This window comes from Oceanobacillus luteolus (assembly GCF_042678205.1).
GTDB lineage: Bacteria > Bacillota > Bacilli > Bacillales > Amphibacillaceae > Oceanobacillus > Oceanobacillus luteolus.
Map to the genome: position 1 here is coordinate 1 of NZ_JBHUDE010000160.1, position 19,971 is coordinate 19,971.

Here is a 19,971-nt window from a genome sequence, read left to right on the forward strand (position 1 = left end):
AGGTTGGATGATCTTTTTTTTATATTTCTCAGAGTATACAAAATCATTAAATACATGAAGATACCCTGAAGCACCCATTTTATTCAAATCATACAATGCACCAACAATTTCATGTCTAGAACTATCACTATTTAAGTTTTTGAAATTGCCTTTCCGAATCATTATCTTTTTCTCTTCCAACTCTTCTTGATTTATTCGTTTTTGTTCAACAGACAATATACTGTCCATATTTTCTAATAATTCATATGCGTCTTCAGGTGTTATGTAAGATCTATGGTAACAGGCAATATGCCATTTACTTTTTTTAGGAATAATCTTTTCCACATACCAGTCCTTTATTTTGGGACGTAAAAAAACTTGATATCCTGGAATACCAAATTCTAACGCGGTTTCTTTTGAAATTATAGTATGCAGAATAGCATGTTCAACTATATCACAAAACACTAACCTTTCTTTTTTGTGATATTTAAAAGCAATATTTTGAGCTTTTATAAAAGACTCATTTGTCATATTTAAAAACTTATTTTCATCAATGTGATGACACTCTAACCCCTCGACAGATCTCGAATACTTCCCTTTTGTAATTTTTTTTATTTCTCCTTTTAAGAATCGTTCATATGATTGTTCCCTGAAGAAATCATCTCTTGCTGCACCATATTTTTTAAGTAAATATTCTACTGCTTCATCATATGTTTTAGAAAGCAAAGCTAAGTACTCTTCTTTTTTTTCCATTTGTAATCCCCACCCTGTTTTATTTATATGCAACTCCACACTTCCAATAAAGTCAGCTACGGTGTGAGAAGGTGGTAATTATGCCAGAAGCCACTTATTTGCTGACATAGAGTCTCCTACTTTCTTTTCAATTAATATTACATACGTTTCACCAGTGTTAAAGGTTTCGATCCTTACACAACTCTACTGCCCCGTTAATGTAAGTACATTTCTTCACAAACTTCCATTTCAATTATTTCTATAAATTCAGTTTACACCGAACTACTTAATTAAGTAAGTCCTTTTTATCATAAGTATTTGAATTATTTTTAATTTAATCGGAATATGATAGATATCTGGATTATAAATATTATGCTACGCTACAATACTTGTAATTTTGTAATTTTATTCAAAATCCTGTTTCACCGGAACAAAAGGAGGATTACAAGTAGTAATTCCACTTGTAATCCCATCTATTTTTCTTGTATTTTTTCTAGCAATAACTTTTTTGTATTTAAATTTGTAATCGCTTTGTCCCTCAAATGACTGACTTTATAACTCTTAATTACATAATTACAAAATTACACACTATAATATCTTAAGTTAAAAATAGTTTCTAGAAAAATTAAAACCTTGTTCTTCTATAAACTCTGGATTTACCTGAGTAACTCGGAAATTTTGCTTTTTATGAGTTATAGCTTTATAATCGACGATCTTCCTTCCATTCTTTTGTTCAAGGGTAAGCTGTTGATTCATCCACGCTTGTCTTATCTGCTTTGCATCCTCTCCCAATCTCTTATTTATATAGTCGATGGTTAAATATAACCCATTCTTATTAAAGATTGCGTGAATGCCGCTATTCGATTCATATTCAGCAAAGATATGATTTCTATTGGCATCTAGCTCCTCAAGTATCTCTATTAATACATTCTTAGCTCGATCTACATGGTCATTTTCAGAGCATATAGCATTAAATAAATCTTTAAAATCGCTAACTGGAATTTTCATACCTTCGTCTTTAAATAGTTCATTTAAGACTTCTGCGACATATACGATAAATGCAAAATGCAAGGCTATTCTACGCATGATATTATTGTTAGTATTGGATTGAAATAGATTCGTTAGCTCCTTAAATCTGCTTTTAAATCGCTCTGAATGATTCCCCCCAGCGTTTTATGAACTCAAGCCCTATACTTCCGTAATATAGCTCTACATTTTGATTCAAGAGAGTAAAATAATCAGCAGTTTTATTTATAAACTTAAAGTTTGTGATCGGAATAACTCGTGCAGCACTCCCTTGTGAATTTGTGTATTCTAAAATGTTATTTTCACCTGTAGTGATAAATACCGATTGCCAAGAGCTCGTCCCCCGACTGCCGTCTAGACTGCCCCGCATTTTCCCTGTTCCATTACCAAATAAGTAAATGATCTGTTGTAATGCTTTTTTATCATGAGCTGTATTTGTATCGTCAAGAATTAAGGGAAATGCATTGAGAAATGAAGCAATTCGCTCAATTGCTACCTTCGTTGTAAGCATTGAACTAATATAACCACTTGGCTTCCCCCAAACACTGGCACAAACCTTTTGAACGGTAGTCTTACCACTTGAAGAAATACCAGATATATCAACAATAATTGGACTTAAATCAAATTCCTTAAAGAGTACAGAAGCAAATGATGCCATAATAGGAAATAATGCCTTTGGATTATCATAAAGAGGTTCCAACACATTTGTTATCCAATCCTCAACAGTCCCACTGCACTTGATAGCTTTAAGCCTTTGTATCTCTCCCTCATCAGGTGGAACAATGCGAAACTTGGACTCTATCAGTGGATGAATAAAATGATTTCCCACATAACCCAGGTGACTGACAACCACTGAACGCTTCAGTTTATTTTTTTCTAGAAACAAATCGAAATACTCAATTAGGTGGCGTGCATTTCGATCGTTGCTACTTAACCCTTTGTTTGCAAGTGCAATCACTTCTCGCTTCGTTGCTAATGCAATTGCAGGAACCACTTCACTGTACACTTTGCCGTCATTAAACCATTTTAATTCATACTGAACATTGTTTTTCTCTATGTCGTCAAAACACTTTGTAACATAGGGAATTTGTCTGCTAATAAATTCTTCTTCATTATCTTTTTCATTTAGTCGCATTAGCTTATTGTCTTTCATGAAAAAAGGGCTTGGAATTCCAAACCCTTCTACCTCTTTCATGAATTCCTCGTAGACCGTCAATCCCAGCACCCCCTACGCCGGGACGTTGCCAACTCTCCTAGAATGTTATAAAATTGAAGTATCAAAATATCCATCAAGAATCTCCTTTCAAAATGGAGTGTATGTGGGTCTCCTGATGTTGCAGCATCGGGAGACTTTTTGTTTCCACAATCCAATTCCTCTTATCCTTCCTTTGCACATATTGCCCGCCAGCATAGTGCTTATTTCATTGTGTTTTTATGTTCATCCAAGAAATCATCAATGTCCTGCTTCCTTACTAAACGAATCCCATCAATTTCAATTATTGGAAGCCCCATTTTCTCTAGCTTTTGGAAGGTATTAAAGCTAACTCCAATGTACTGTGCAGCTTCTTTCTTATTCATATAAGGCTTATAATCACTATCCAATTGAACTTTCTCTACAACTTGCTGTGTCATCTCCAACAAAGCTTTTTCATAGGAAGCAATAAAATCATTGGATAATTGTATTGGAACATTCATTTGCATAGAAATCACCTCCTTTTAACTGCATATAGTATTATTATACTTCATATAGTATCATTACAAAAAATAATGTCAATGATTTTATACTATATGTTTGTTTTTTATACTATATATGGTATTATATTCTTAAAAGGAGGTGGTAAAAATGATTAGAATGAGGCTAAAAGAAATACTAGATAATAAAGGAATATCAATCACAGAACTTCATGAACGAACTGGTATCTCGAAAAACACTATTAGTTTAATGGTGAATAATAAAAGTAAAGGAATTCAGTACGATACGTTAAACAAAATTTTAAATGCCACAAATGTAGGAATCTCGGATTTGTTAGAAGAAGTAACTGATTTGTACGCTATGCATGTAAAAAGCATTGAAAATGACTATACTCCTTTAAAAAGCCATGAGTGCAGACCATTTCGTTATCAAATCTGGGCTGATTTAGAAAGTGGTGGAGAACCCGAATTAATTTATGACTTTACCTTTTCTGTTTTATATTTCAAAGTCAACAGCAAGAACGAAAAGTCATATTTACACATCACATTTGATGATTATAAGCCCGAACATACAAATCATGATTTAAGTATTAAGTTTAATCCAAATGAGAATAAAATTGCTCTCAATGTTATGGCTTATTTAATCGTTACAGATCTACTATGGAATATGGATTTTGCTAACAAAGAGACTCCTTCTTTAGCGTATGTTAACTGGGAAGGGTTTGAACGAGGTTCTATATTCGGATTAAGTATAAATGTCCCAATTAGCTACGCTGACCCAGAGGATCTTAGCTGGGAAAACTTTAAAAAAGGTAAAGTAGGTAATAATAAAAAAATCGCTAATTTTGCTTATTTAAAATTTAAATATCCTGATATTGAAGACATTCATTTTGACAAAGAAACTGGAGAAACAGCTATATTTTTTCACTTTAACTAATGTTACCTTTACCCATATCGCCCGCCAGCGTATGGAAAGGAAAGGTATTAATTGGCAAATATTAAAGAATACAAAAAGAAAGACGGCTCAAAAGCCTATATGTTCAACTTTTATATTGGTATTGACCCAATCACGGGGAAAAAGAAAAGAACGACTAGAAGAGGATTTAAATCTAGGAAAGAAGCCCAAATCGCTTTAGCTCAGCTTCGTTTGGAAGTAAATGAGGATGGTCCTGGTAGTGTTAACGAACTTACATTTAGAGATGTATATGAGCTTTGGATCAAACAACATAAGCTTGAGGTAAAGCCAACAACCATTAAAGCTATTCAAAGCAAATTTAAACGGATACTGCCTAAGTTCGGACATTTAAAAATTGCTAATATCACAAACCTATATTGTCAAAAAGTAATCAATGAGTGGGCAACTGAATTAAAGACATTTAATGATTACAAAATTCAGGCAAACCTCGTGTTTAAGTACGCTATGAAGTATGGTTTAATCCAGAGGAACCCTATGGAATATGTAACAATTCCTAAATTGCATAGTGAGCTCTTTTATGATGAAGATGAGGAGAAAGGGAATTTCTTCACTAAAGACGAACTGCAAGAATTTTTAAAGAGAGCAAAAGAAGATATGACCTTTAAAAATTACACGCTATTTCGTCTGTTGGCCGTCACTGGATTAAGAAAAGGCGAAGCTCTCGCATTACACTGGTCAGATATTGATTTTACCAACCGAACCGTCTTTGTTAGAAAAACACTTGCTCAATATGATGGTATTCAAGCGTTGCATCAACCAAAGACTATCAATTCGAGAAGGATAGTTGAATTTAACGAACCCACACTCTCTACGCTTCAAGAGTGGCAAAATATCCAAAGAAAAGAATATGAACTGTTGGGTATACCTTATAGTGCTGAACAAGTGCCTGTATTTACCCGTTTTGATAAAGATGAAGGAGTAATGAAATATCTCCGTCTAGCTTCGCCAAATGAGTCACTATACAGCTTTTTCAACAAACATACTGACTTGCCTAGGATTACAGTTCACGGATTGCGACATACACACGCTTCTCATTTATGTGAAGCCGGAGTTCCAATAAAAGCTACACAGGCACGTTTGGGACATAAAGATATCCAAACAACGATGAATGTCTATACACACGTTTCAGATGTAATGAATGAGAAAGCTACAGCTACAATCAATAATTTTCTCAACTTTTAAGCGAAGGGTATTCAAGGGGTATTCAATCAAGTTCTTAGCATAAAAAAACCCCTTCCCAATATACCCAGGAAGAGGTTGTAAACGTTGATATACCAACGATATTAACGTTTTGAGAACTGTGGTGCACGACGAGCGCCTTTAAGACCGTATTTCTTACGCTCTTTCATTCTAGGGTCACGTGTTAGGAAGCCTTCGCGTTTTAGGGAAGCACGATATTCTGGATCAGCTTGTAAAAGCGCACGAGCGATTCCGTGACGAATTGCACCAGCTTGACCAGTGAATCCACCACCGTGAACATTAACTAACACATCATAAGTTCCTTCTGTTTCTGTAGCAGCCAATGGCTGGTTTAGAATAAGAAGTTGTGTTTCATATGGGAAATAGTCACTTGCTTCACGACCATTGATTGTAACTTTACCTGAACCTGGTACTAAACGTACACGAGCAGTTGATTTTTTACGACGTCCTGTGCCGTAGTATTGTACTTGTGCCAATGAATTTTACCTCCTTTGATTACCCACGAAGCTCGTAAACTTCTGGTTTTTGTGCTTGATGTTTATGTTCTGGACCGACAACAACATGTAATTTAGAGTACATTTTACGTCCTAAAGGACCTTTTGGAAGCATGCCTTTAACCGCAAGCTCGATCATGCGTTCAGGGTGCTTAGCACGCATTTCTGCTGCATTACTCTCTTTCAATCCACCTGGGTGGTTTGAGTGACGGTAATACATTTTGTCCTGTTCTTTGTTACCTGATAGTTCGATTTTTTCTGCGTTGATTACGATGACATAGTCACCAGTGTCTGCATGTGGTGTGTAAGTTGGTTTGTTCTTTCCGCGAAGGATAGAAGCAACTTCACTAGCAAGACGACCTAGACGTTTGCCTTCTGCATCAACAACAAGCCATTTACGTTCGATGTTCGCTTCGTTTGCCATGAATGTTGTGCGCATGGTATTTTTCCCTCCATATATATATAAAATCACGTTTCATATTTTGTATTTTAAGTTTCTAAAAAACACAATTAGATTCCGGGGCTAATCATGGTTTAGAAATAAAATGCCATAAATCATAATATAACATAACCGCGTGCTTTGTCAAGGTTTGGTTATATTTTTTCCGTCTTTTTTTCATACAAATTTCTAATTATTCATAAACGACCCGTACAAGGTATAAACCTTCTGGTCCAATCGTTTTTCCTACCCTCGTGCGATCTTTGGCAGCGAGTAGTTCCAGCGTTTCTTCTGGTTGCCATTTCCCTCTGCCTACATCGAGCAGGAAGCTCACAAGAATACGGACCATATTGTAAAGAAACCCATCACCGATAAAAACAAAGCGAAACCCATTTGGATGTTCTTCACACGTTACAGTGTAGAGTGTCCGAACCCGACTTCCTTGCACCGTTGCTTTCACCGATGAAAAAGTCGTGAAATCATGGGTACCTTTCAAGTATGCACATGCATCTTGCATTTTTGTCAGGTTGAGCTGCTCAGGAACATGATAGGCATAATTACGGCTAAATACGTCGCGCTCAGGGCTTGTACGGACATAATAGTGGTATTCCTTCATCTTAGCATTAAAACGCGCATGAAAGTCCTCTGAGACGATTTCAGCGGCCTTGATGAAGATGTCATCAGGAAGCAATGCATTTAATGCCTTCTTCCAGTTATCCGCTCCCAAAGAGAGCTTGGAATCAAAATGAATGACTTGTCCTTCCGCATGTACGCCGGTATCTGTTCGTCCTGAACCTTGAATCCGGATAGATTCGCCTTTATGGATTTTTTTCAGTGCCTGTTCTAATTCACCAGCGACGGTCCGCTTATCAGGTTGAATCTGAAAACCATAGAAATTCGAGCCGTCATAAGCTAAAGTACATTTAATTCTAGTCATGGATTATAACCTCTACCCGTAGGTCCTTGTCACAAATAAAACAGCTATGACAAGCACAAAAATAATATAACCGAAAATATCAAGCTTCGTAATTTGCAATTCCCGCAGTTTTGAACGGTTATCTCCGCCTTGATATCCTCTTGCCTCCATCGCCATCGCTAATTCTTCAGCACGCTTAAATGCGCTGATAAACAGTGGAACGAGCAATGGGACAATGGCCTTGATCCGCTCTTTTAATGGGCCTGTACGAAAGTCCACCCCTCGTGAAGCTTGTGCCTTGGATATCTTATCTGTTTCCTGCATCAACGTTGGGATGAAGCGTAAAGAAATCGACATCATCAAGGCAAGCTCATGTACAGGAAACTTAAATCTTTTTAATGGATGAAGCATGTCTTCAATTGCATCTGTAATCTCAATTGGTGTCGTCGTTAGTGTTAATAAAGATGTAACAAGTATTAAGAGAAAGAAACGAATTGAAATTGCAAAACCTTGGATAAGTCCTCCTGAATAGATTTCAAAGATTCCTAACTCAAATAGGACTGTTCCTTCTCTCGTTACGATTAAGTGCAGAATAAACGTAAAGATTATGAGAAACCATACCGGTGTAAGACCCTTCATAATAAAGCGAATTGGAATCTTGCTTGTAAACATACAAGTTAACGCAAAGAGAACCAAGACGCCGTAACTCGGTACATTATTGGCAAAAAATACGATAAAAACAAAGAAAAATATTATTGTTATTTTTGTCCGTGGATCTAGACGGTGGATAAATGAGTTACCTGGTACATATTGGCCGATAATCAAGGAGTTATTCATTTTATTCCACTCCTTTTACAATCTCACTGATGGAAGTTGCAATTTCATCAATCGATTGATTCGAGAAGTTTATCGGCTTGCCCATTTTTTCCTCAAAACTTGTCAGGAATTGAACGACTTCGGGCACATCCAATTGCACACTTTGCAGTGCTTCTTTTTGACGGAAGACGTCAATTGGTGTACCTTCCATGAATTTCGTTCCTTTATTTAAAATCAATATTTGGTCGGCATATTTCAAAGCATCATCCATGCTATGTGTGACAAGTATCGTTGTCAGTCCAGCCTCCCGATGCAGGTTATAAAACATATCCATAATTTCCTTCTGTCCACGTGGGTCGAGACCAGCTGTCGGCTCATCAAGCACGAGCACTTCTGGTTGGATTGCAAGGACACCCGCAATCGCCACACGCCTTTTTTGCCCACCACTTAAATCAAAGGGGGAACGTTCCAGGAGTTCCTCAGATAATCGTACTTGACGTAATGCTTCTTTCGTTCGTCTTTCAATTTCCTCTTCCGACACACCGAAATTTTGCGGACCGAAAGCAATATCCTTTGCGATTGTTTCTTCAAACAGTTGATGTTCTGGATATTGGAATACGACCCCAACTTTACTTCGAAGCTCTTTCATATTTTTCGGCTTCTCATCATTCGTCAGTTTAAAATCGCCGATATGCACTTCACCTTCACTTGGAACAGTTAAGCCATTCAAATGTTGGATCAACGTTGATTTTCCAGAACCTGTATGACCGATTATCGCTACAAATGTGCCTGAAGGAATATGGAATGAGAGATTTTCAAGCGCTTTATGTTCAAAGGGAGAATTTTTTTGATAAATATAAGTTACGTTTTTGAATGTAATGTCCATAATTCCTCCAACAGTTCCTCATGATTTAAAGGTTCCTTCGTAAGCTCTATCCCAGCCCGTTTTAACTCATCTGCCAAAATTGCTACAAATGGAACATCCAACCCAATTTCTTTTAGTTGATTGCGCTTGGAAAATATCTCTCTCGGTGTCGCTTCTGCCCATATTTCTCCTTGATTCATCACAATTATCCGTTCAGCTTGTACTACTTCTGCCAAATCATGTGTAATCGTAATTAGTGACAACCCTTGTTGTTCGCTGAGGCTCGCCACCGTCTGCATAATTTCCTTTCTTCCTCTAGGATCAAGCATGGCGGTAGCTTCATCCAGAATTAACACCTTAGGATAAATAGCCAACACACCGGCGATTGCTACCCGCTGTTTTTGACCACCTGAAAGGCGATGTGGTTCAGTTAAACGATAATCCAGCATACCGACTGCAGCTAAATTATCCTCTATTCTTTTAATCATTTCTTCCCGGGGAATCCCACGATTTTCCATACCAAAGGCAACATCATCTTGAACAGTAGCACCAACAAACTGATTATCCGGATTCTGAAACACCATACCAACTTCACGACGGATATCCCAGATCGTTTCCTCATTGACAGTAACGCCATTTATTAAAATTTCTCCCTCTTGGGGAAAAAGTAAACCGTTTACTAATTTAGCAATAGTCGATTTTCCCGAGCCATTGTGCCCGATAATGGCCACGAATTCATTTTCATAAATTGAGAATGAAAGATCTTTCAAAACCCAAGGATTCGTATCGCTATACCGAAATGAAACATTCCGGAATTCTATCAAAGCCTTTCTCATCTTTCGTGCCTCCTCCCGCTTCTACGGTGGGTCGTTTCTATGTAAGTTATAGTATATAACAAGATAGGATGAGAATCATTTAAATATCTCATCTTTCGACCCGAATTTACTAGAAGCGTTCTCTGCTAATCTCTGCTCCTTCTCGTGAACCGAGAAACTTGTATTATTCTTGGCCTGATTCCACTAAACAACTCCCTGTTTGTAATAAAAAAGAAGGTTTCGCATAGTGTATCATTCTATTGGAACGAAGCCACAGATTCTCATATCGTTCGTGTACTGAGAAGACCTCTATGAACACGAATACTCTAACTTTTATTCGATTCGTGCACTGAGAGAGACTCTATGAACACAAACAATCTAATTCTCATTCAATTCGTGCACTAAGAGAAACTCTAAGGACACGAACAATCTGATTCTTATTCGATTCGTGCACTGAGAGAGACTCTATGAACACGAACAATCTAATTCTCATTCGATTCATGCACTGAGAGAGCTTCTATGAACGCGAACTCTCTAATTCTTTTTCGATTCATGCACTGAGAGGGCCTCTATGAACATGAACACTCTGATTCTTTTTCGATTCATGCACTGAGAGGGCCTCTATGGACATGAACACTCTGATTCTTATTCGATTCATGCACTGAGAGGGCTTCTATGGCTTGAAAATAATATGAGCACGAAAATCAAAGTATGCCATAAAATAGCGCTCTCTACTCTACTTCTTTATACAAAAAAAGGGCTTGGATTCACCTCTTTAGGAGAGATTTCGTCCTGCCCTTGCCTTTTTTTATTTAACCAATTCAATGATTGCCATGGGTGCTCCATCGCCTTGGCGCTCACCGAGTTTAAGTACACGTGTATAGCCGCCTTGTCTATCTTCATAACGTTTTGCAACGTCATCGAAAAGCTTTTGAATCACTGAGTTGTCATCTTCTGTTTCTTTGTTATAAAGAAATGCTGCTGCTTGACGACGTGCATGAAGATCACCACGTTTGCCAAGTGTAATCATTTTATCGACTACAGATCTAAGCTCTTTCGCTTTTGCTTCTGTTACTTCGAGGCGTTCATGAATAATTAAATCAGATGCAAGGTTACGAAGTAGTGCCATACGATGATCTGTGGTACGTCCTAACTTTCTAGTCATGGACTATCCCTCCTTTTTACAATCTAAAGGTGACTGCTTAGTCATCATTTCGTAAACCTAATCCGAGATCAGAAAGTTTATTCTTAACCTCATCCAATGATTTACGACCTAAGTTACGCACTTTCATCATATCCTCTTCGGTCTTTGTTGTAAGTTCCTGAACAGTATTGATACCAGCACGCTTTAAGCAGTTATATGATCTTACAGAAAGATCGAGTTCTTCAATCGTCATTTCCATTACTTTTTCTTTTTGATCTTCTTCTTTTTCCACCATGATTTCAACGTTTTGAGCTTCATCTGTCAAACCGATGAAAATATTAAGATGCTCTGAAATAACTTTTGCACCTAAAGAAACAGCTTCTTCTGGACGAATACTGCCGTCAGTCGTTACTTCAAGCGTTAATTTATCATAGTCAACTATCTGCCCAACACGCGTATTCTCTACTTGGTAGGTCACACGCTCAACTGGTGTAAAGATAGAATCTACTGGAATGACTCCAATTGGTTGTTCTTCATGTTTGTTTTCCTCAGCCGGGCGATAGCCACGACCGCGTTCAGCAGTCATTTTCATATACAAGCGACCCTTGCTGTTAACCGTTGCAATGTGAAGATCTGGATTCATCACTTCAACGTCGCTGTCATATGTCAAATCTGCAGCAGTCACATTAGCTTTACCCTGAATATCTAATTCCAATGTCTTTGGTTCATCAGAATAGATTTTAAGTGCGAGCTTCTTTAAGTTCAAGATGATAGTAGTCACATCTTCTACCACGCCGTCGATCGTGGAAAATTCATGCAATGCACCGTCAATCTGAACTGAAGTAACAGCAGCACCCGGAAGTGAGGACAGTAAAATACGACGCAAGGAGTTTCCAAGAGTGGCACCATATCCACGCTCAAGAGGTTCAACTACGAATTTTCCAAATGTAGCATCATCACTAATTTCAACCGTTTCAATTTTTGGTTTCTCAATTTCAATCATTAAATAAAACCCTCCTTAAAAACGTCGAAACCCCGGTTAGACCAAAAGTCTAACCGAAATTCCTCAAGTAGGCAGTCGCGCAAATTCCAGCACTACCTGTCTTTCCTTCGTACATTCCTATCTATCGTTTACTAAAAAACGTGCAGAGTATAATATTACCATTATAACCCAGTATAGACAGGGTGACAAAATCTATACGATGTTTACTAAAAAGCTATCAAATTAGCTCTATTAGTAACCAAATGCAGTGGATTATACACGACGACGTTTCGGTGGGCGACAACCATTATGAGGAACCGGTGTTACGTCAACAATTGCAGTTACTTCTAAGCCAGCTGCTTGAAGTGAACGAATTGCTGCTTCACGTCCTGCTCCTGGTCCTTTAACGGTTACTTCTAGGTGTTTCATACCATTCTCTACTGCTGTTTTTGCAGCTGTTTCAGCAGCCATTTGAGCTGCAAAAGGAGTAGATTTACGAGAACCTTTGAACCCTAATGCACCAGCAGAACTCCAAGAAATAGCATTACCTTTTTGGTCAGTAATCGTTACAATCGTGTTGTTGAATGTAGAACGGATATGTGCGATACCTGCCTCAACATTCTTTTTGACACGACGTTTACGTGTGTTTGTATTACGAGCCATTTAAAATGATCCTCCTTTCAAATTACTTCTTCTTGTTAGCCATTGTTTTACGTGGGCCTTTACGTGTACGAGAGTTGTTCTTCGTTTTTTGACCACGAACTGGTAATCCACGACGATGACGTAAACCACGGTAAGAACCGATTTCCATTAGACGTTTGATGTTAAGGGAAACTTCACGGCGAAGATCTCCTTCAATCGTAAGTGACTCGATCGCTTTACGGATACGTCCTAATTCGTCTTCAGTTAAATCGCGAACGCGAGTATCTTCAGAAACGTTTGCTTCTTTAAGGACTTGTTGTGCAGTTGATTTACCAATTCCGTAAATATACGTCAAGGAAATAACTACTCGTTTGTCACGTGGGATATCAATACCTGCAATACGTGCCATACTGTTTTAGCACCTCCTGTTTAGCCTTGTTTTTGTTTATGCTTTGGATTTTCACAAATTACCATTACTTTGCCTTTACGCTTAATTACTTTACATTTTTCGCAAATTGGTTTTACAGATGCTCTTACTTTCATCCTTAGTACCTCCTTTAATATCGGAGCATTATTTATAACGGTACGTAATTCGACCTCTTGTTAAATCATACGGAGAAAGTTCAACTGTAACCTTGTCACCTGGTAAGATTCGAATGTAGTGCATACGAATTTTTCCAGATACATGCGCTAAAACGGTATGCCCGTTTTCAAGCTCAACATGAAACATTGCATTCGGTAATGTTTCCGTTACAGTGCCTTCCACTTCAATAACATCATCTTTCGCCATCGTGTTTTTAGTCTCCCTTCTTCAAATCAGTCACATCGCTTGAAGACCAAGCAAATTGAAATAGCAATTTCCCGTTTGTGACGTAATCAGTTTCTAGAAGGCTATTGGGACTTCTGGAGATAATAAGTCCTTAAGCTCTCTTTAGAAGAATGTATCTTCTTCGGCTTATTGGCTTCGATTTACTCTCCATCTGCTAATAAGACGTACCGATCATCCACAACACTTGCGACTGGCACTCGCCCGTTTCACATCCAAGAAAAACAGGAACGAATTTCACCTACACCGGTGCGATCGCGAACAACGTGGATAAAGCATAAAGATACACTTTAAACAGTTGCTACTACGCCCTTCATTATAACTTTACAGAGAAAGAATTGCACCTATTCTGAGCGTCTTAAGCCAGGTTTTCCAACTTGGATTCAATCTCTTGGAAAACAACATCAATATCTTGGTCTCCATTTACTCGTGCAAGATACCCTTTCTCTTGGTAAAAGTCGAGTAAAGGTTGCATTTGCTCAAGGTTTACGGCTAAACGATTTTTCACCGTTTCAGGCTTATCATCATCGCGTTGGGTTAATGTTGAACCATCTTTATCGCAGATTCCTTCCTCTTTCGGAGGATTGAATACGATATGATATGCTGTTCCACAAGTCGGACAAATTCGTCGGCCGGATAAACGCTCCACTAATTTTTCTGCTGGAACATCTACATGCAACACAAAATCAATGGATTGGTTTAATTCTGTGAGAAGCTTTTCTAAGCTTTGCGCCTGTGGGATGGTTCTCGGAAAACCATCCAATAGAAAACCGTTCTTACAGTCATCCTTCATCAAACGCTCTCTCACAATTCCAATCGTGACTTCATCTGGAACAAGTGCTCCTTGATCCATGAATTCTTTTGCTTTTTTCCCGAGGTCTGTACCTTCTTTAATTGCTGATCGGAACATATCCCCTGTAGAAATATGAGGGATGTTGTATTTTTCTTTTATTTTGTCTGCCTGAGTGCCTTTTCCAGCACCAGGTAGACCCATTAAAATTAAATTCAATAGTTTCCCCTCGCTTTTTCACTTTTGGCAGGAAATTATTTAATAAAACCTTTGTAGTGACGCTTCACTAATTGTCCTTCCAACTGTTTCATTGTTGTCAAAGCAACCCCTACAACGATTAGTAAGCTTGTTCCGCCAATCTGAACGGATTGAGGCAGATTTGCAACACTTCCTAAGATAATCGGTAGAATGGAAACAGCTGCCAAGAACAGCGCTCCTACAAATGTCAGCCGCTTAATCACACGAGTGAGATACATTTCCGTGTTATGTCCAGGTCGGATACCCGGAATATATCCACTTTGCTTTTGCAAGTTCTCTGCCATTTGCTCTGGGTTGACTTGAACAAATGTATAGAAATAAGTAAATGCGATAATCAACGCTGCATAAATCACCATTCCAATTGGTTCTGTAAATTGGAATATATTATAAATCGTATTAGCTACCGAATTCCCTTCGTAGAAACCAGCAATCGTAGTTGGTGCCATCATGAAGGCACTCGCAAAGATTACTGGAATAACTCCAGCTGCATTCACCTTGATTGGTAAGTGTGTAGATTGACCACCTACAGGTGAACGATTAACCAATTTCTTCGCATATTGAATTGGTATCTTACGCAGTGCTTGGTTTACGTATATAACGCCAACCGTTACCGCAATTACAACAAGTAAAATGATCGTGACAATAATAATGTTAATGAACAGCTCATCTCCAGCATTAACGAAATACTGACTGACTAGCTGGGTAACCCCATTGGGTACAGCTGCAACGATACCCGCAAAGATAAGGATGGAAATTCCATTACCTACTCCATGTGCAGTTATCTGTTCACCTAACCACATTAGGAATGCTGTTCCTGCAGTGAGGGTGAGCGCTATAACCAAGAATTTCACAAAACCAGGATCTTGAATCAATAGGCCGCCTGCCATCGCATTGAATCCTACCGACATGGCAATCGCCTGGATAAACGCAAGTACTATAGTAAAGTAGCGTGTTACTTGAGCTATTTTCTTACGGCCCATTTCTCCTTGCTTTTTCCACTCTGTGAATTTAGGGACAACATCCATTTGCAATAGCTGCATAATAATGGAAGCAGTAATGTAAGGCATAATCCCCATCGCAAAAATAGAAAAGTTTTGTAAAGCTCCTCCACCGAATGTATTTAGGAATCCAAATACATTTTGTTGATTCGTGATAAAGTCGAGTGCTGCTCTATCCGTAAACGGTACAGGAATAAATGTGCCCAGACGGAAAATAATCAACATCGCTAATGTAAAGAGTATCTTCTGTCTGATGTCAGCAACACGCCAAAAGTTGGAGATTGTGCGAAACATTAGATCACCTCAGTTTTACCGCCCGCAGCCTCAATTGCTTCTTTCGCACTTTGAGAGAACTTATGAGCTTTTACTGTGAGCTTTTTATCGATCGCGCCATTACCAAGTATTTTAATACCTGAATTTAATTTGCTTACGACACCTACTTCTAGTAATAGCTCAGGTGTAACTTCAGTGCCTTCTTCAAACTGGTTGAGTTTATCTAGATTAACGATAGCATACTCTTTACGATTGATGTTTGTAAAGCCGCGCTTCGGTAAACGTTGGAATAGAGGCATTTGTCCACCTTCGAACCCTGGACGAACACCACCGCCTGAACGTGCTTTTTGACCTTTATGTCCTCGTCCGGAAGTTTTACCATTTCCAGATGACATTCCACGTCCTACACGGTTTCTTTCTTTACGAGTACCTTCATTCGCTTTTAGTTCATGAAGTTTCATCGGAGCACCTCCTCTTGTTAAAATTTCTTTAAGCGTCTTTAACGTCTACTAAGTGGGATACTTTATTAATCATACCACGAACAGATGGTGTATCTTCAAGTACCACTGATTGACGGATTTTCTTTAAGCCTAGTGCTTCAACGGTTTTTCTTTGTACTTGCGTACCGCCGATCACACTGCGTTTGAGGGTGATTTCTAATTTGTTAGACATTTTGTTTCCCTCCTTATCCTAACAGTTCTTCAACAGACTTTCCACGTAGTTTAGCTACATCCTCTGCTGTTTTAAGATTTTCTAAACCATTGATTGTTGCACGAATCACGTTGATTGGAGTGCTTGCTCCTAGTGATTTAGTAAGAATATCACCAACACCAGCAAGCTCTAGTACCGCACGGACAGGTCCACCAGAGATAACTCCAGTACCTTCTGTAGCAGGTTTCATCAGTACATTACCAGAACCGAATTCACCAATGATTTCATGCGGAATTGTAGTACCTACAAGTGGAACACGGATTAAATTCTTTTTCGCATTGTCTACTGCTTTTTTGATTGCTTCTGGTACTTCTTGTGCTTTACCTGTACCAAAACCGACATGACCGTTCTTGTCGCCAACAACAACCAATGCAGCAAAACGCATACGGCGTCCACCTTTAACAACTTTAGAAACGCGGTTGATCGATACCACACGTTCTTCTAAATCTAATTTGTTTGGATCGATTGAATTATTCATTAAAATGGTAACCTCCTTTATCGATTAAAATTCGAGACCTGCTTCTCTTGCAGCCTCAGCCAAAGCTTTTACACGTCCATGATATAGATAGCCTCCACGGTCGAATACAACTGACTTGAAGCCTTTCTCAATAGCACGTTTAGCAATTGCTTCTCCTACTAATTTCGCAGCTTCAACGTTACCACCATTAGTAATGTTCAAGTCTTTATCATTTGTAGAAGCGCTAGAAACCGTAACACGATTCTCATCGTCGATTAATTGTGCATAAATATGTTTATTTGAACGATATACGTTTAGACGTGGACGTTCAGCAGTTCCAGTAACAAACTTGCGTACACGCGCGTGTCTTCTCTTACGCGTTTCATTTCTGTCCGGTTTTGTGATCATCTAGGTCACTCCTTTCATACCTAACTAATCTTACTTAGCAGTTTTACCTTCTTTACGGCGTACATGTTCGCCAACATAACGAATACCTTTACCTTTGTAAGGTTCTGGTGGACGAATTGCACGGATGTTAGCAGCAACTGCGCCAACAAGCTCTTTATCGATACCTTTAACGGTTAATTCTGTGTTCTTAGGAACTTCGATTTCAATTCCTTCGATTGGATCGATTTCTACAGGGTGGGAATAACCAGCATTCACTACTAGTTTCTTACCTTGCATTTGTGCACGGTAACCTACCCCTTGGATTTCAAGTGATTTTTGGAATCCGTTAGTTACACCTTCGATCATGTTTGCGATCATAGTACGGCTTGTTCCGTGTAACGCACGGTGTTCTTTATGATCACTTGGACGTTCTATTGTGATTACATTATCTTCAACGTTAATTTTCATATCCTCATGGATTTGTTTAGAAAGTTCACCTTTAGGTCCTTTAACAGTAACGTGGTTACCATCAAACTTCACTTCTACACCTTGAGGAATTTCAATCGGTTTTAATCCTATACGAGACATTTTCTGCACCTCCTTGGGTTAAAGAATATTACCAAACATATGCAAGTACTTCGCCACCAACTTGTTGGCTGCGAGCTTCTTTATCAGACAGTACACCTTTTGAAGTAGACACGATAGCAATTCCTAATCCGTTCAATACACGTGGTACTTCATCGGCTTTTGCATATACACGTAAACCAGGTTTACTGATACGTTTGATTCCAGTGATTACTTTTTCTTCGTTTTTACCGTATTTCAAGAAAATACGCAGTACACCTTGTTTGTTATCTTCAATATACTCATAATCCTTAACGAATCCTTCACGTTTTAGGATATCAGCAATTTCTCTTTTCATTTTTGAAGCAGGAAGCTCCAACTTTTCATGTTTTACAGTATTCGCATTACGTATACGAGTAAGCATATCTGCGATTGGATCTGTCATAACCATTCATCATTACCTCCTTCCCAGATTGGGGTTTACCAGCTTGCTTTTTTGACACCAGGAATTTGACCTTTATAGGCAAGTTCGCGGAAACAAATACGGCAAAGTTTAAATTTACGAATTACAGAATGCGGACGTCCGCAACGTTCACAGCGAGTATATTCTTGAACTTTGTACTTCTGTTTACGTTGTTGTTTTGCAATCATTGATTTTTTAGCCACAAATTTCCCTCCTTAATGCTAGAGCTTATTTTTGGAAAGGCATGCCTAACTCTGATAAAAGCTCACGCGCTTCTTCGTCTGTGTTAGCAGTTGTAACAATAACGATATCCAGTCCGCGTACTTTGTTTACTTTATCGTAGTTAATCTCCGGGAAAATTAGTTGTTCTTTTACACCTAATGTGTAGTTTCCACGACCGTCAAAAGCGTTTTTTGAGATTCCACGGAAGTCACGTACACGTGGAAGAGAAACAGCAATCAACTTTTGAAGGAACTCATACATACGTTCACCGCGAAGTGTAACCTTTGCGCCGATCGGCATTCCTTCACGTAAACGGAAACCAGCGATTGATTTCTTAGCACGAGTGATCAATGGTTTTTGACCAGAGATTAGGGATAATTCTTCAACAGCACTATCTAATGCTTTAGAGTTTTGTACTGCGTCACCAACACCCATATTGATTACGATCTTTTCAACTTTTGGTACTTGCATGACAGATTTATAGTCAAATTTATTCATTAAAGATGGAGTAACTTCATCTTGAAATTTTTGTTTTAATTGGTTCATTATGGCGCCCTCCTTTCAACTTCAAACTTATTTATCTAAGGCTTCTCCGGACTTTTTAGCAATACGCACTTTCTTACCGTCGCGTACTTCATAGCCAACTCGTGTTGGTTCACCTGTTTTAGGGTCGATTGGTAATACGTTAGACACGTGAATTGCAGCTTCTTGGTTTAAGATTCCACCTTGTGGGTTTTCTTGAGAAGGTTTTGCGTGTTTTTGTACCATATTGACTCCTTCAACAAGTACACGGTCTTTCTTCGGGTATACTTCAAGGATTGTACCTGTTTTACCACGGTCTTTTCCGGATAGAACTTTTACTTTATCACCTTTTTTTACATGCATGCTTTACGCACCTCCTTAAGGATAAGATTCACTTATAATACTTCTGGAGCTAGAGATACGATTTTCATGAATTTAGCATCACGTAATTCACGTGCGACAGGTCCAAAGATACGAGTACCTCTTGGGCTCTGATCATCACGGATAATTACAGCAGCATTTTCATCAAAACGAATGTATGAACCATCTTTACGACGTGCACCAGATTTAGAACGAACGATTACCGCTTTAACGACGTCACCTTTTTTGACAACGCCTCCTGGTGTTGCTTTTTTCACCGAGCAAACAATTACATCACCGATATTGGCAGTCTTACGGCCTGATCCACCTAAAACTTTGATTGTTTGCACTTCACGAGCACCAGAGTTATCAGCAACTTTTAGACGACTTTCTTGTTGAATCATAACACTGTGACCTCCCTT

30 protein-coding genes are annotated in these 19,971 nt (G+C 38.5%); 2 read left to right on the forward strand and 28 right to left on the reverse strand.

The features are described from left to right. The 4 genes from ACFSBH_RS18295 to ACFSBH_RS18310 all read right to left on the reverse strand — a co-directional run. Positions 1-732, reverse strand: a 732-nt coding sequence (locus tag ACFSBH_RS18295; protein WP_379599005.1) for a hypothetical protein, incomplete at its 3' end; no start/stop codon positions are given. 582 nt (positions 733-1,314) lie between these two features. Continuing rightward, on the reverse strand, positions 1,315-1,797 hold the full coding sequence (locus tag ACFSBH_RS18300; RefSeq protein WP_379599007.1) for a hypothetical protein: 483 nt from the start codon (positions 1,795-1,797) through the stop codon (positions 1,315-1,317). A gap of 55 nt (positions 1,798-1,852) precedes the next feature. Further along, positions 1,853-2,932 (reverse strand): DUF927 domain-containing protein, encoded by a 1,080-nt coding sequence (locus ACFSBH_RS18305; RefSeq protein WP_379599009.1) that lies wholly within the window; start codon positions 2,930-2,932, stop codon positions 1,853-1,855. Positions 2,933-3,153: 221 nt separating this feature from the next. Beyond that, on the reverse strand, positions 3,154-3,438 hold the full coding sequence (locus tag ACFSBH_RS18310; protein ID WP_251514706.1) for a helix-turn-helix domain-containing protein: 285 nt from the start codon (positions 3,436-3,438) through the stop codon (positions 3,154-3,156). A 142-nt stretch (positions 3,439-3,580) separates the two neighbouring features. On the opposite strand from ACFSBH_RS18310, the gene ACFSBH_RS18315 reads away from it, so the two are divergent. Both ACFSBH_RS18315 and ACFSBH_RS18320 read left to right on the forward strand, forming a co-directional pair. Then, positions 3,581-4,366, forward strand: coding sequence for a helix-turn-helix domain-containing protein (locus tag ACFSBH_RS18315; RefSeq protein ID WP_251514709.1), 786 nt, complete (start codon positions 3,581-3,583; stop codon positions 4,364-4,366). Between the two features lie 51 nt (positions 4,367-4,417). After that, a complete protein-coding gene (locus ACFSBH_RS18320) occupies positions 4,418-5,587 on the forward strand; it encodes a site-specific integrase (RefSeq protein WP_251514711.1) in 1,170 nt (389 codons plus the stop codon). A gap of 101 nt (positions 5,588-5,688) precedes the next feature. Here ACFSBH_RS18320 and rpsI read toward each other — a convergent pair whose 3' ends face one another. The 24 genes from rpsI to rplN all read right to left on the reverse strand — a co-directional run bounded on the left by rpsI (position 5,689) and on the right by rplN (position 19,953). Next, a complete protein-coding gene (gene rpsI, locus ACFSBH_RS18325; protein WP_251514713.1) occupies positions 5,689-6,081 on the reverse strand; it encodes a 30S ribosomal protein S9 in 393 nt (130 codons plus the stop codon). 19 nt (positions 6,082-6,100) lie between these two features. Further along, positions 6,101-6,538, reverse strand: coding sequence for a 50S ribosomal protein L13 (gene rplM / locus ACFSBH_RS18330; protein ID WP_251514715.1), 438 nt, complete (start codon positions 6,536-6,538; stop codon positions 6,101-6,103). Between the two features lie 193 nt (positions 6,539-6,731). Further along, a complete protein-coding gene (gene truA / locus ACFSBH_RS18335) occupies positions 6,732-7,475 on the reverse strand; it encodes a tRNA pseudouridine(38-40) synthase TruA (RefSeq protein WP_251514717.1) in 744 nt (247 codons plus the stop codon). Positions 7,476-7,487: 12 nt separating this feature from the next. Further along, positions 7,488-8,291 carry an energy-coupling factor transporter transmembrane component T family protein gene (locus tag ACFSBH_RS18340; RefSeq protein ID WP_251514719.1) on the reverse strand — a complete coding sequence of 268 codons (804 nt, stop codon included), beginning with the start codon at positions 8,289-8,291 and terminating at the stop codon, positions 7,488-7,490. Between the two features lies 1 nt (position 8,292). Then, positions 8,293-9,156, reverse strand: a complete 864-nt coding sequence (locus tag ACFSBH_RS18345) for an energy-coupling factor ABC transporter ATP-binding protein (RefSeq protein WP_251514721.1) — start codon at positions 9,154-9,156, stop codon at positions 8,293-8,295. Then, entirely contained in the window at positions 9,132-9,971 is an 840-nt protein-coding gene (locus tag ACFSBH_RS18350) for an energy-coupling factor ABC transporter ATP-binding protein (RefSeq protein ID WP_251514724.1), read from the reverse strand. Before ACFSBH_RS18350 ends, ACFSBH_RS18345 begins: the two co-directional genes overlap by 25 nt. Before the next feature lie 787 nt (positions 9,972-10,758). Further along, a complete protein-coding gene (gene rplQ / locus ACFSBH_RS18355) occupies positions 10,759-11,115 on the reverse strand; it encodes a 50S ribosomal protein L17 (RefSeq protein WP_251514726.1) in 357 nt (118 codons plus the stop codon). Positions 11,116-11,152: 37 nt separating this feature from the next. Then, the gene (locus ACFSBH_RS18360) at positions 11,153-12,097 is read right to left on the reverse strand and encodes a DNA-directed RNA polymerase subunit alpha (protein ID WP_251514728.1); all 945 of its coding nucleotides are present in this window, start codon (positions 12,095-12,097) and stop codon (positions 11,153-11,155) included. Between the two features lie 252 nt (positions 12,098-12,349). Continuing rightward, the gene (gene rpsK, locus ACFSBH_RS18365) at positions 12,350-12,739 is read right to left on the reverse strand and encodes a 30S ribosomal protein S11 (protein WP_251514731.1); all 390 of its coding nucleotides are present in this window, start codon (positions 12,737-12,739) and stop codon (positions 12,350-12,352) included. A gap of 22 nt (positions 12,740-12,761) precedes the next feature. Further along, positions 12,762-13,127, reverse strand: coding sequence for a 30S ribosomal protein S13 (gene rpsM, locus ACFSBH_RS18370; protein ID WP_251514733.1), 366 nt, complete (start codon positions 13,125-13,127; stop codon positions 12,762-12,764). A gap of 20 nt (positions 13,128-13,147) precedes the next feature. Further along, the gene (rpmJ, locus tag ACFSBH_RS18375; RefSeq protein ID WP_010095733.1) at positions 13,148-13,261 is read right to left on the reverse strand and encodes a 50S ribosomal protein L36; all 114 of its coding nucleotides are present in this window, start codon (positions 13,259-13,261) and stop codon (positions 13,148-13,150) included. Between the two features lie 28 nt (positions 13,262-13,289). Next, the gene (gene infA, locus ACFSBH_RS18380; protein WP_156857249.1) at positions 13,290-13,508 is read right to left on the reverse strand and encodes a translation initiation factor IF-1; all 219 of its coding nucleotides are present in this window, start codon (positions 13,506-13,508) and stop codon (positions 13,290-13,292) included. 394 nt (positions 13,509-13,902) lie between these two features. Then, a complete protein-coding gene (locus tag ACFSBH_RS18385; RefSeq protein ID WP_379599016.1) occupies positions 13,903-14,553 on the reverse strand; it encodes an adenylate kinase in 651 nt (216 codons plus the stop codon). A 35-nt stretch (positions 14,554-14,588) separates the two neighbouring features. Further along, positions 14,589-15,884 carry a preprotein translocase subunit SecY gene (gene secY / locus ACFSBH_RS18390; protein WP_251514738.1) on the reverse strand — a complete coding sequence of 432 codons (1,296 nt, stop codon included), beginning with the start codon at positions 15,882-15,884 and terminating at the stop codon, positions 14,589-14,591. Next, on the reverse strand, positions 15,884-16,324 hold the full coding sequence (gene rplO / locus ACFSBH_RS18395) for a 50S ribosomal protein L15 (protein WP_251514739.1): 441 nt from the start codon (positions 16,322-16,324) through the stop codon (positions 15,884-15,886). The genes secY and rplO overlap by 1 nt, the downstream gene beginning before the upstream one ends. Positions 16,325-16,352: 28 nt before the next feature. Next, on the reverse strand, positions 16,353-16,535 hold the full coding sequence (gene rpmD / locus ACFSBH_RS18400; protein WP_251514740.1) for a 50S ribosomal protein L30: 183 nt from the start codon (positions 16,533-16,535) through the stop codon (positions 16,353-16,355). Between the two features lie 13 nt (positions 16,536-16,548). Further along, a complete protein-coding gene (rpsE, locus tag ACFSBH_RS18405; RefSeq protein ID WP_251514741.1) occupies positions 16,549-17,052 on the reverse strand; it encodes a 30S ribosomal protein S5 in 504 nt (167 codons plus the stop codon). 24 nt (positions 17,053-17,076) lie between these two features. Then, entirely contained in the window at positions 17,077-17,439 is a 363-nt protein-coding gene (gene rplR / locus ACFSBH_RS18410) for a 50S ribosomal protein L18 (RefSeq protein ID WP_251514742.1), read from the reverse strand. A gap of 30 nt (positions 17,440-17,469) precedes the next feature. Then, the gene (rplF, locus tag ACFSBH_RS18415) at positions 17,470-18,006 is read right to left on the reverse strand and encodes a 50S ribosomal protein L6 (RefSeq protein ID WP_251514743.1); all 537 of its coding nucleotides are present in this window, start codon (positions 18,004-18,006) and stop codon (positions 17,470-17,472) included. A 28-nt stretch (positions 18,007-18,034) separates the two neighbouring features. Then, entirely contained in the window at positions 18,035-18,433 is a 399-nt protein-coding gene (rpsH, locus tag ACFSBH_RS18420) for a 30S ribosomal protein S8 (protein WP_251514744.1), read from the reverse strand. Between the two features lie 29 nt (positions 18,434-18,462). Then, the gene (gene rpsN / locus ACFSBH_RS18425) at positions 18,463-18,648 is read right to left on the reverse strand and encodes a 30S ribosomal protein S14 (protein ID WP_206269980.1); all 186 of its coding nucleotides are present in this window, start codon (positions 18,646-18,648) and stop codon (positions 18,463-18,465) included. A gap of 25 nt (positions 18,649-18,673) precedes the next feature. After that, positions 18,674-19,213, reverse strand: coding sequence for a 50S ribosomal protein L5 (gene rplE, locus ACFSBH_RS18430; RefSeq protein ID WP_251514745.1), 540 nt, complete (start codon positions 19,211-19,213; stop codon positions 18,674-18,676). Between the two features lie 27 nt (positions 19,214-19,240). Then, positions 19,241-19,552, reverse strand: a complete 312-nt coding sequence (rplX, locus tag ACFSBH_RS18435; RefSeq protein ID WP_379599021.1) for a 50S ribosomal protein L24 — start codon at positions 19,550-19,552, stop codon at positions 19,241-19,243. A gap of 32 nt (positions 19,553-19,584) precedes the next feature. Next, a complete protein-coding gene (gene rplN / locus ACFSBH_RS18440; RefSeq protein ID WP_251514747.1) occupies positions 19,585-19,953 on the reverse strand; it encodes a 50S ribosomal protein L14 in 369 nt (122 codons plus the stop codon). Between the last annotated feature and the right edge of the window lie 18 nt (positions 19,954-19,971).

Coding starts and splice junctions, on each gene's coding strand:
- ACFSBH_RS18300 (WP_379599007.1), bottom strand. CDS start 1,797: ATGCGTAGAATAGCCTTGCATTTTGCATTTATCGTATATGTCGCAGAA.
- ACFSBH_RS18305 (WP_379599009.1), bottom strand. CDS start 2,932: ATGAAAGAGGTAGAAGGGTTTGGAATTCCAAGCCCTTTTTTCATGAAA.
- ACFSBH_RS18310 (WP_251514706.1), bottom strand. CDS start 3,438: ATGCAAATGAATGTTCCAATACAATTATCCAATGATTTTATTGCTTCC.
- ACFSBH_RS18315 (WP_251514709.1), top strand. CDS start 3,581: ATGATTAGAATGAGGCTAAAAGAAATACTAGATAATAAAGGAATATCA.
- rplM (WP_251514715.1), bottom strand. CDS start 6,538: ATGCGCACAACATTCATGGCAAACGAAGCGAACATCGAACGTAAATGG.
- truA (WP_251514717.1), bottom strand. CDS start 7,475: ATGACTAGAATTAAATGTACTTTAGCTTATGACGGCTCGAATTTCTAT.
- ACFSBH_RS18340 (WP_251514719.1), bottom strand. CDS start 8,291: ATGAATAACTCCTTGATTATCGGCCAATATGTACCAGGTAACTCATTT.
- ACFSBH_RS18345 (WP_251514721.1), bottom strand. CDS start 9,156: ATGGACATTACATTCAAAAACGTAACTTATATTTATCAAAAAAATTCT.
- ACFSBH_RS18350 (WP_251514724.1), bottom strand. CDS start 9,971: ATGAGAAAGGCTTTGATAGAATTCCGGAATGTTTCATTTCGGTATAGC.
- rplQ (WP_251514726.1), bottom strand. CDS start 11,115: ATGACTAGAAAGTTAGGACGTACCACAGATCATCGTATGGCACTACTT.
- ACFSBH_RS18360 (WP_251514728.1), bottom strand. CDS start 12,097: ATGATTGAAATTGAGAAACCAAAAATTGAAACGGTTGAAATTAGTGAT.
- rpsK (WP_251514731.1), bottom strand. CDS start 12,739: ATGGCTCGTAATACAAACACACGTAAACGTCGTGTCAAAAAGAATGTT.
- rpsM (WP_251514733.1), bottom strand. CDS start 13,127: ATGGCACGTATTGCAGGTATTGATATCCCACGTGACAAACGAGTAGTT.
- rpmJ (WP_010095733.1), bottom strand. CDS start 13,261: ATGAAAGTAAGAGCATCTGTAAAACCAATTTGCGAAAAATGTAAAGTA.
- infA (WP_156857249.1), bottom strand. CDS start 13,508: ATGGCGAAAGATGATGTTATTGAAGTGGAAGGCACTGTAACGGAAACA.
- secY (WP_251514738.1), bottom strand. CDS start 15,884: ATGTTTCGCACAATCTCCAACTTTTGGCGTGTTGCTGACATCAGACAG.
- rplO (WP_251514739.1), bottom strand. CDS start 16,324: ATGAAACTTCATGAACTAAAAGCGAATGAAGGTACTCGTAAAGAAAGA.
- rpmD (WP_251514740.1), bottom strand. CDS start 16,535: ATGTCTAACAAATTAGAAATCACCCTCAAACGCAGTGTGATCGGCGGT.
- rpsE (WP_251514741.1), bottom strand. CDS start 17,052: ATGAATAATTCAATCGATCCAAACAAATTAGATTTAGAAGAACGTGTG.
- rplR (WP_251514742.1), bottom strand. CDS start 17,439: ATGATCACAAAACCGGACAGAAATGAAACGCGTAAGAGAAGACACGCG.
- rplF (WP_251514743.1), bottom strand. CDS start 18,006: ATGTCTCGTATAGGATTAAAACCGATTGAAATTCCTCAAGGTGTAGAA.
- rpsH (WP_251514744.1), bottom strand. CDS start 18,433: ATGGTTATGACAGATCCAATCGCAGATATGCTTACTCGTATACGTAAT.
- rplE (WP_251514745.1), bottom strand. CDS start 19,213: ATGAACCAATTAAAACAAAAATTTCAAGATGAAGTTACTCCATCTTTA.
- rplX (WP_379599021.1), bottom strand. CDS start 19,552: ATGCATGTAAAAAAAGGTGATAAAGTAAAAGTTCTATCCGGAAAAGAC.
- rplN (WP_251514747.1), bottom strand. CDS start 19,953: ATGATTCAACAAGAAAGTCGTCTAAAAGTTGCTGATAACTCTGGTGCT.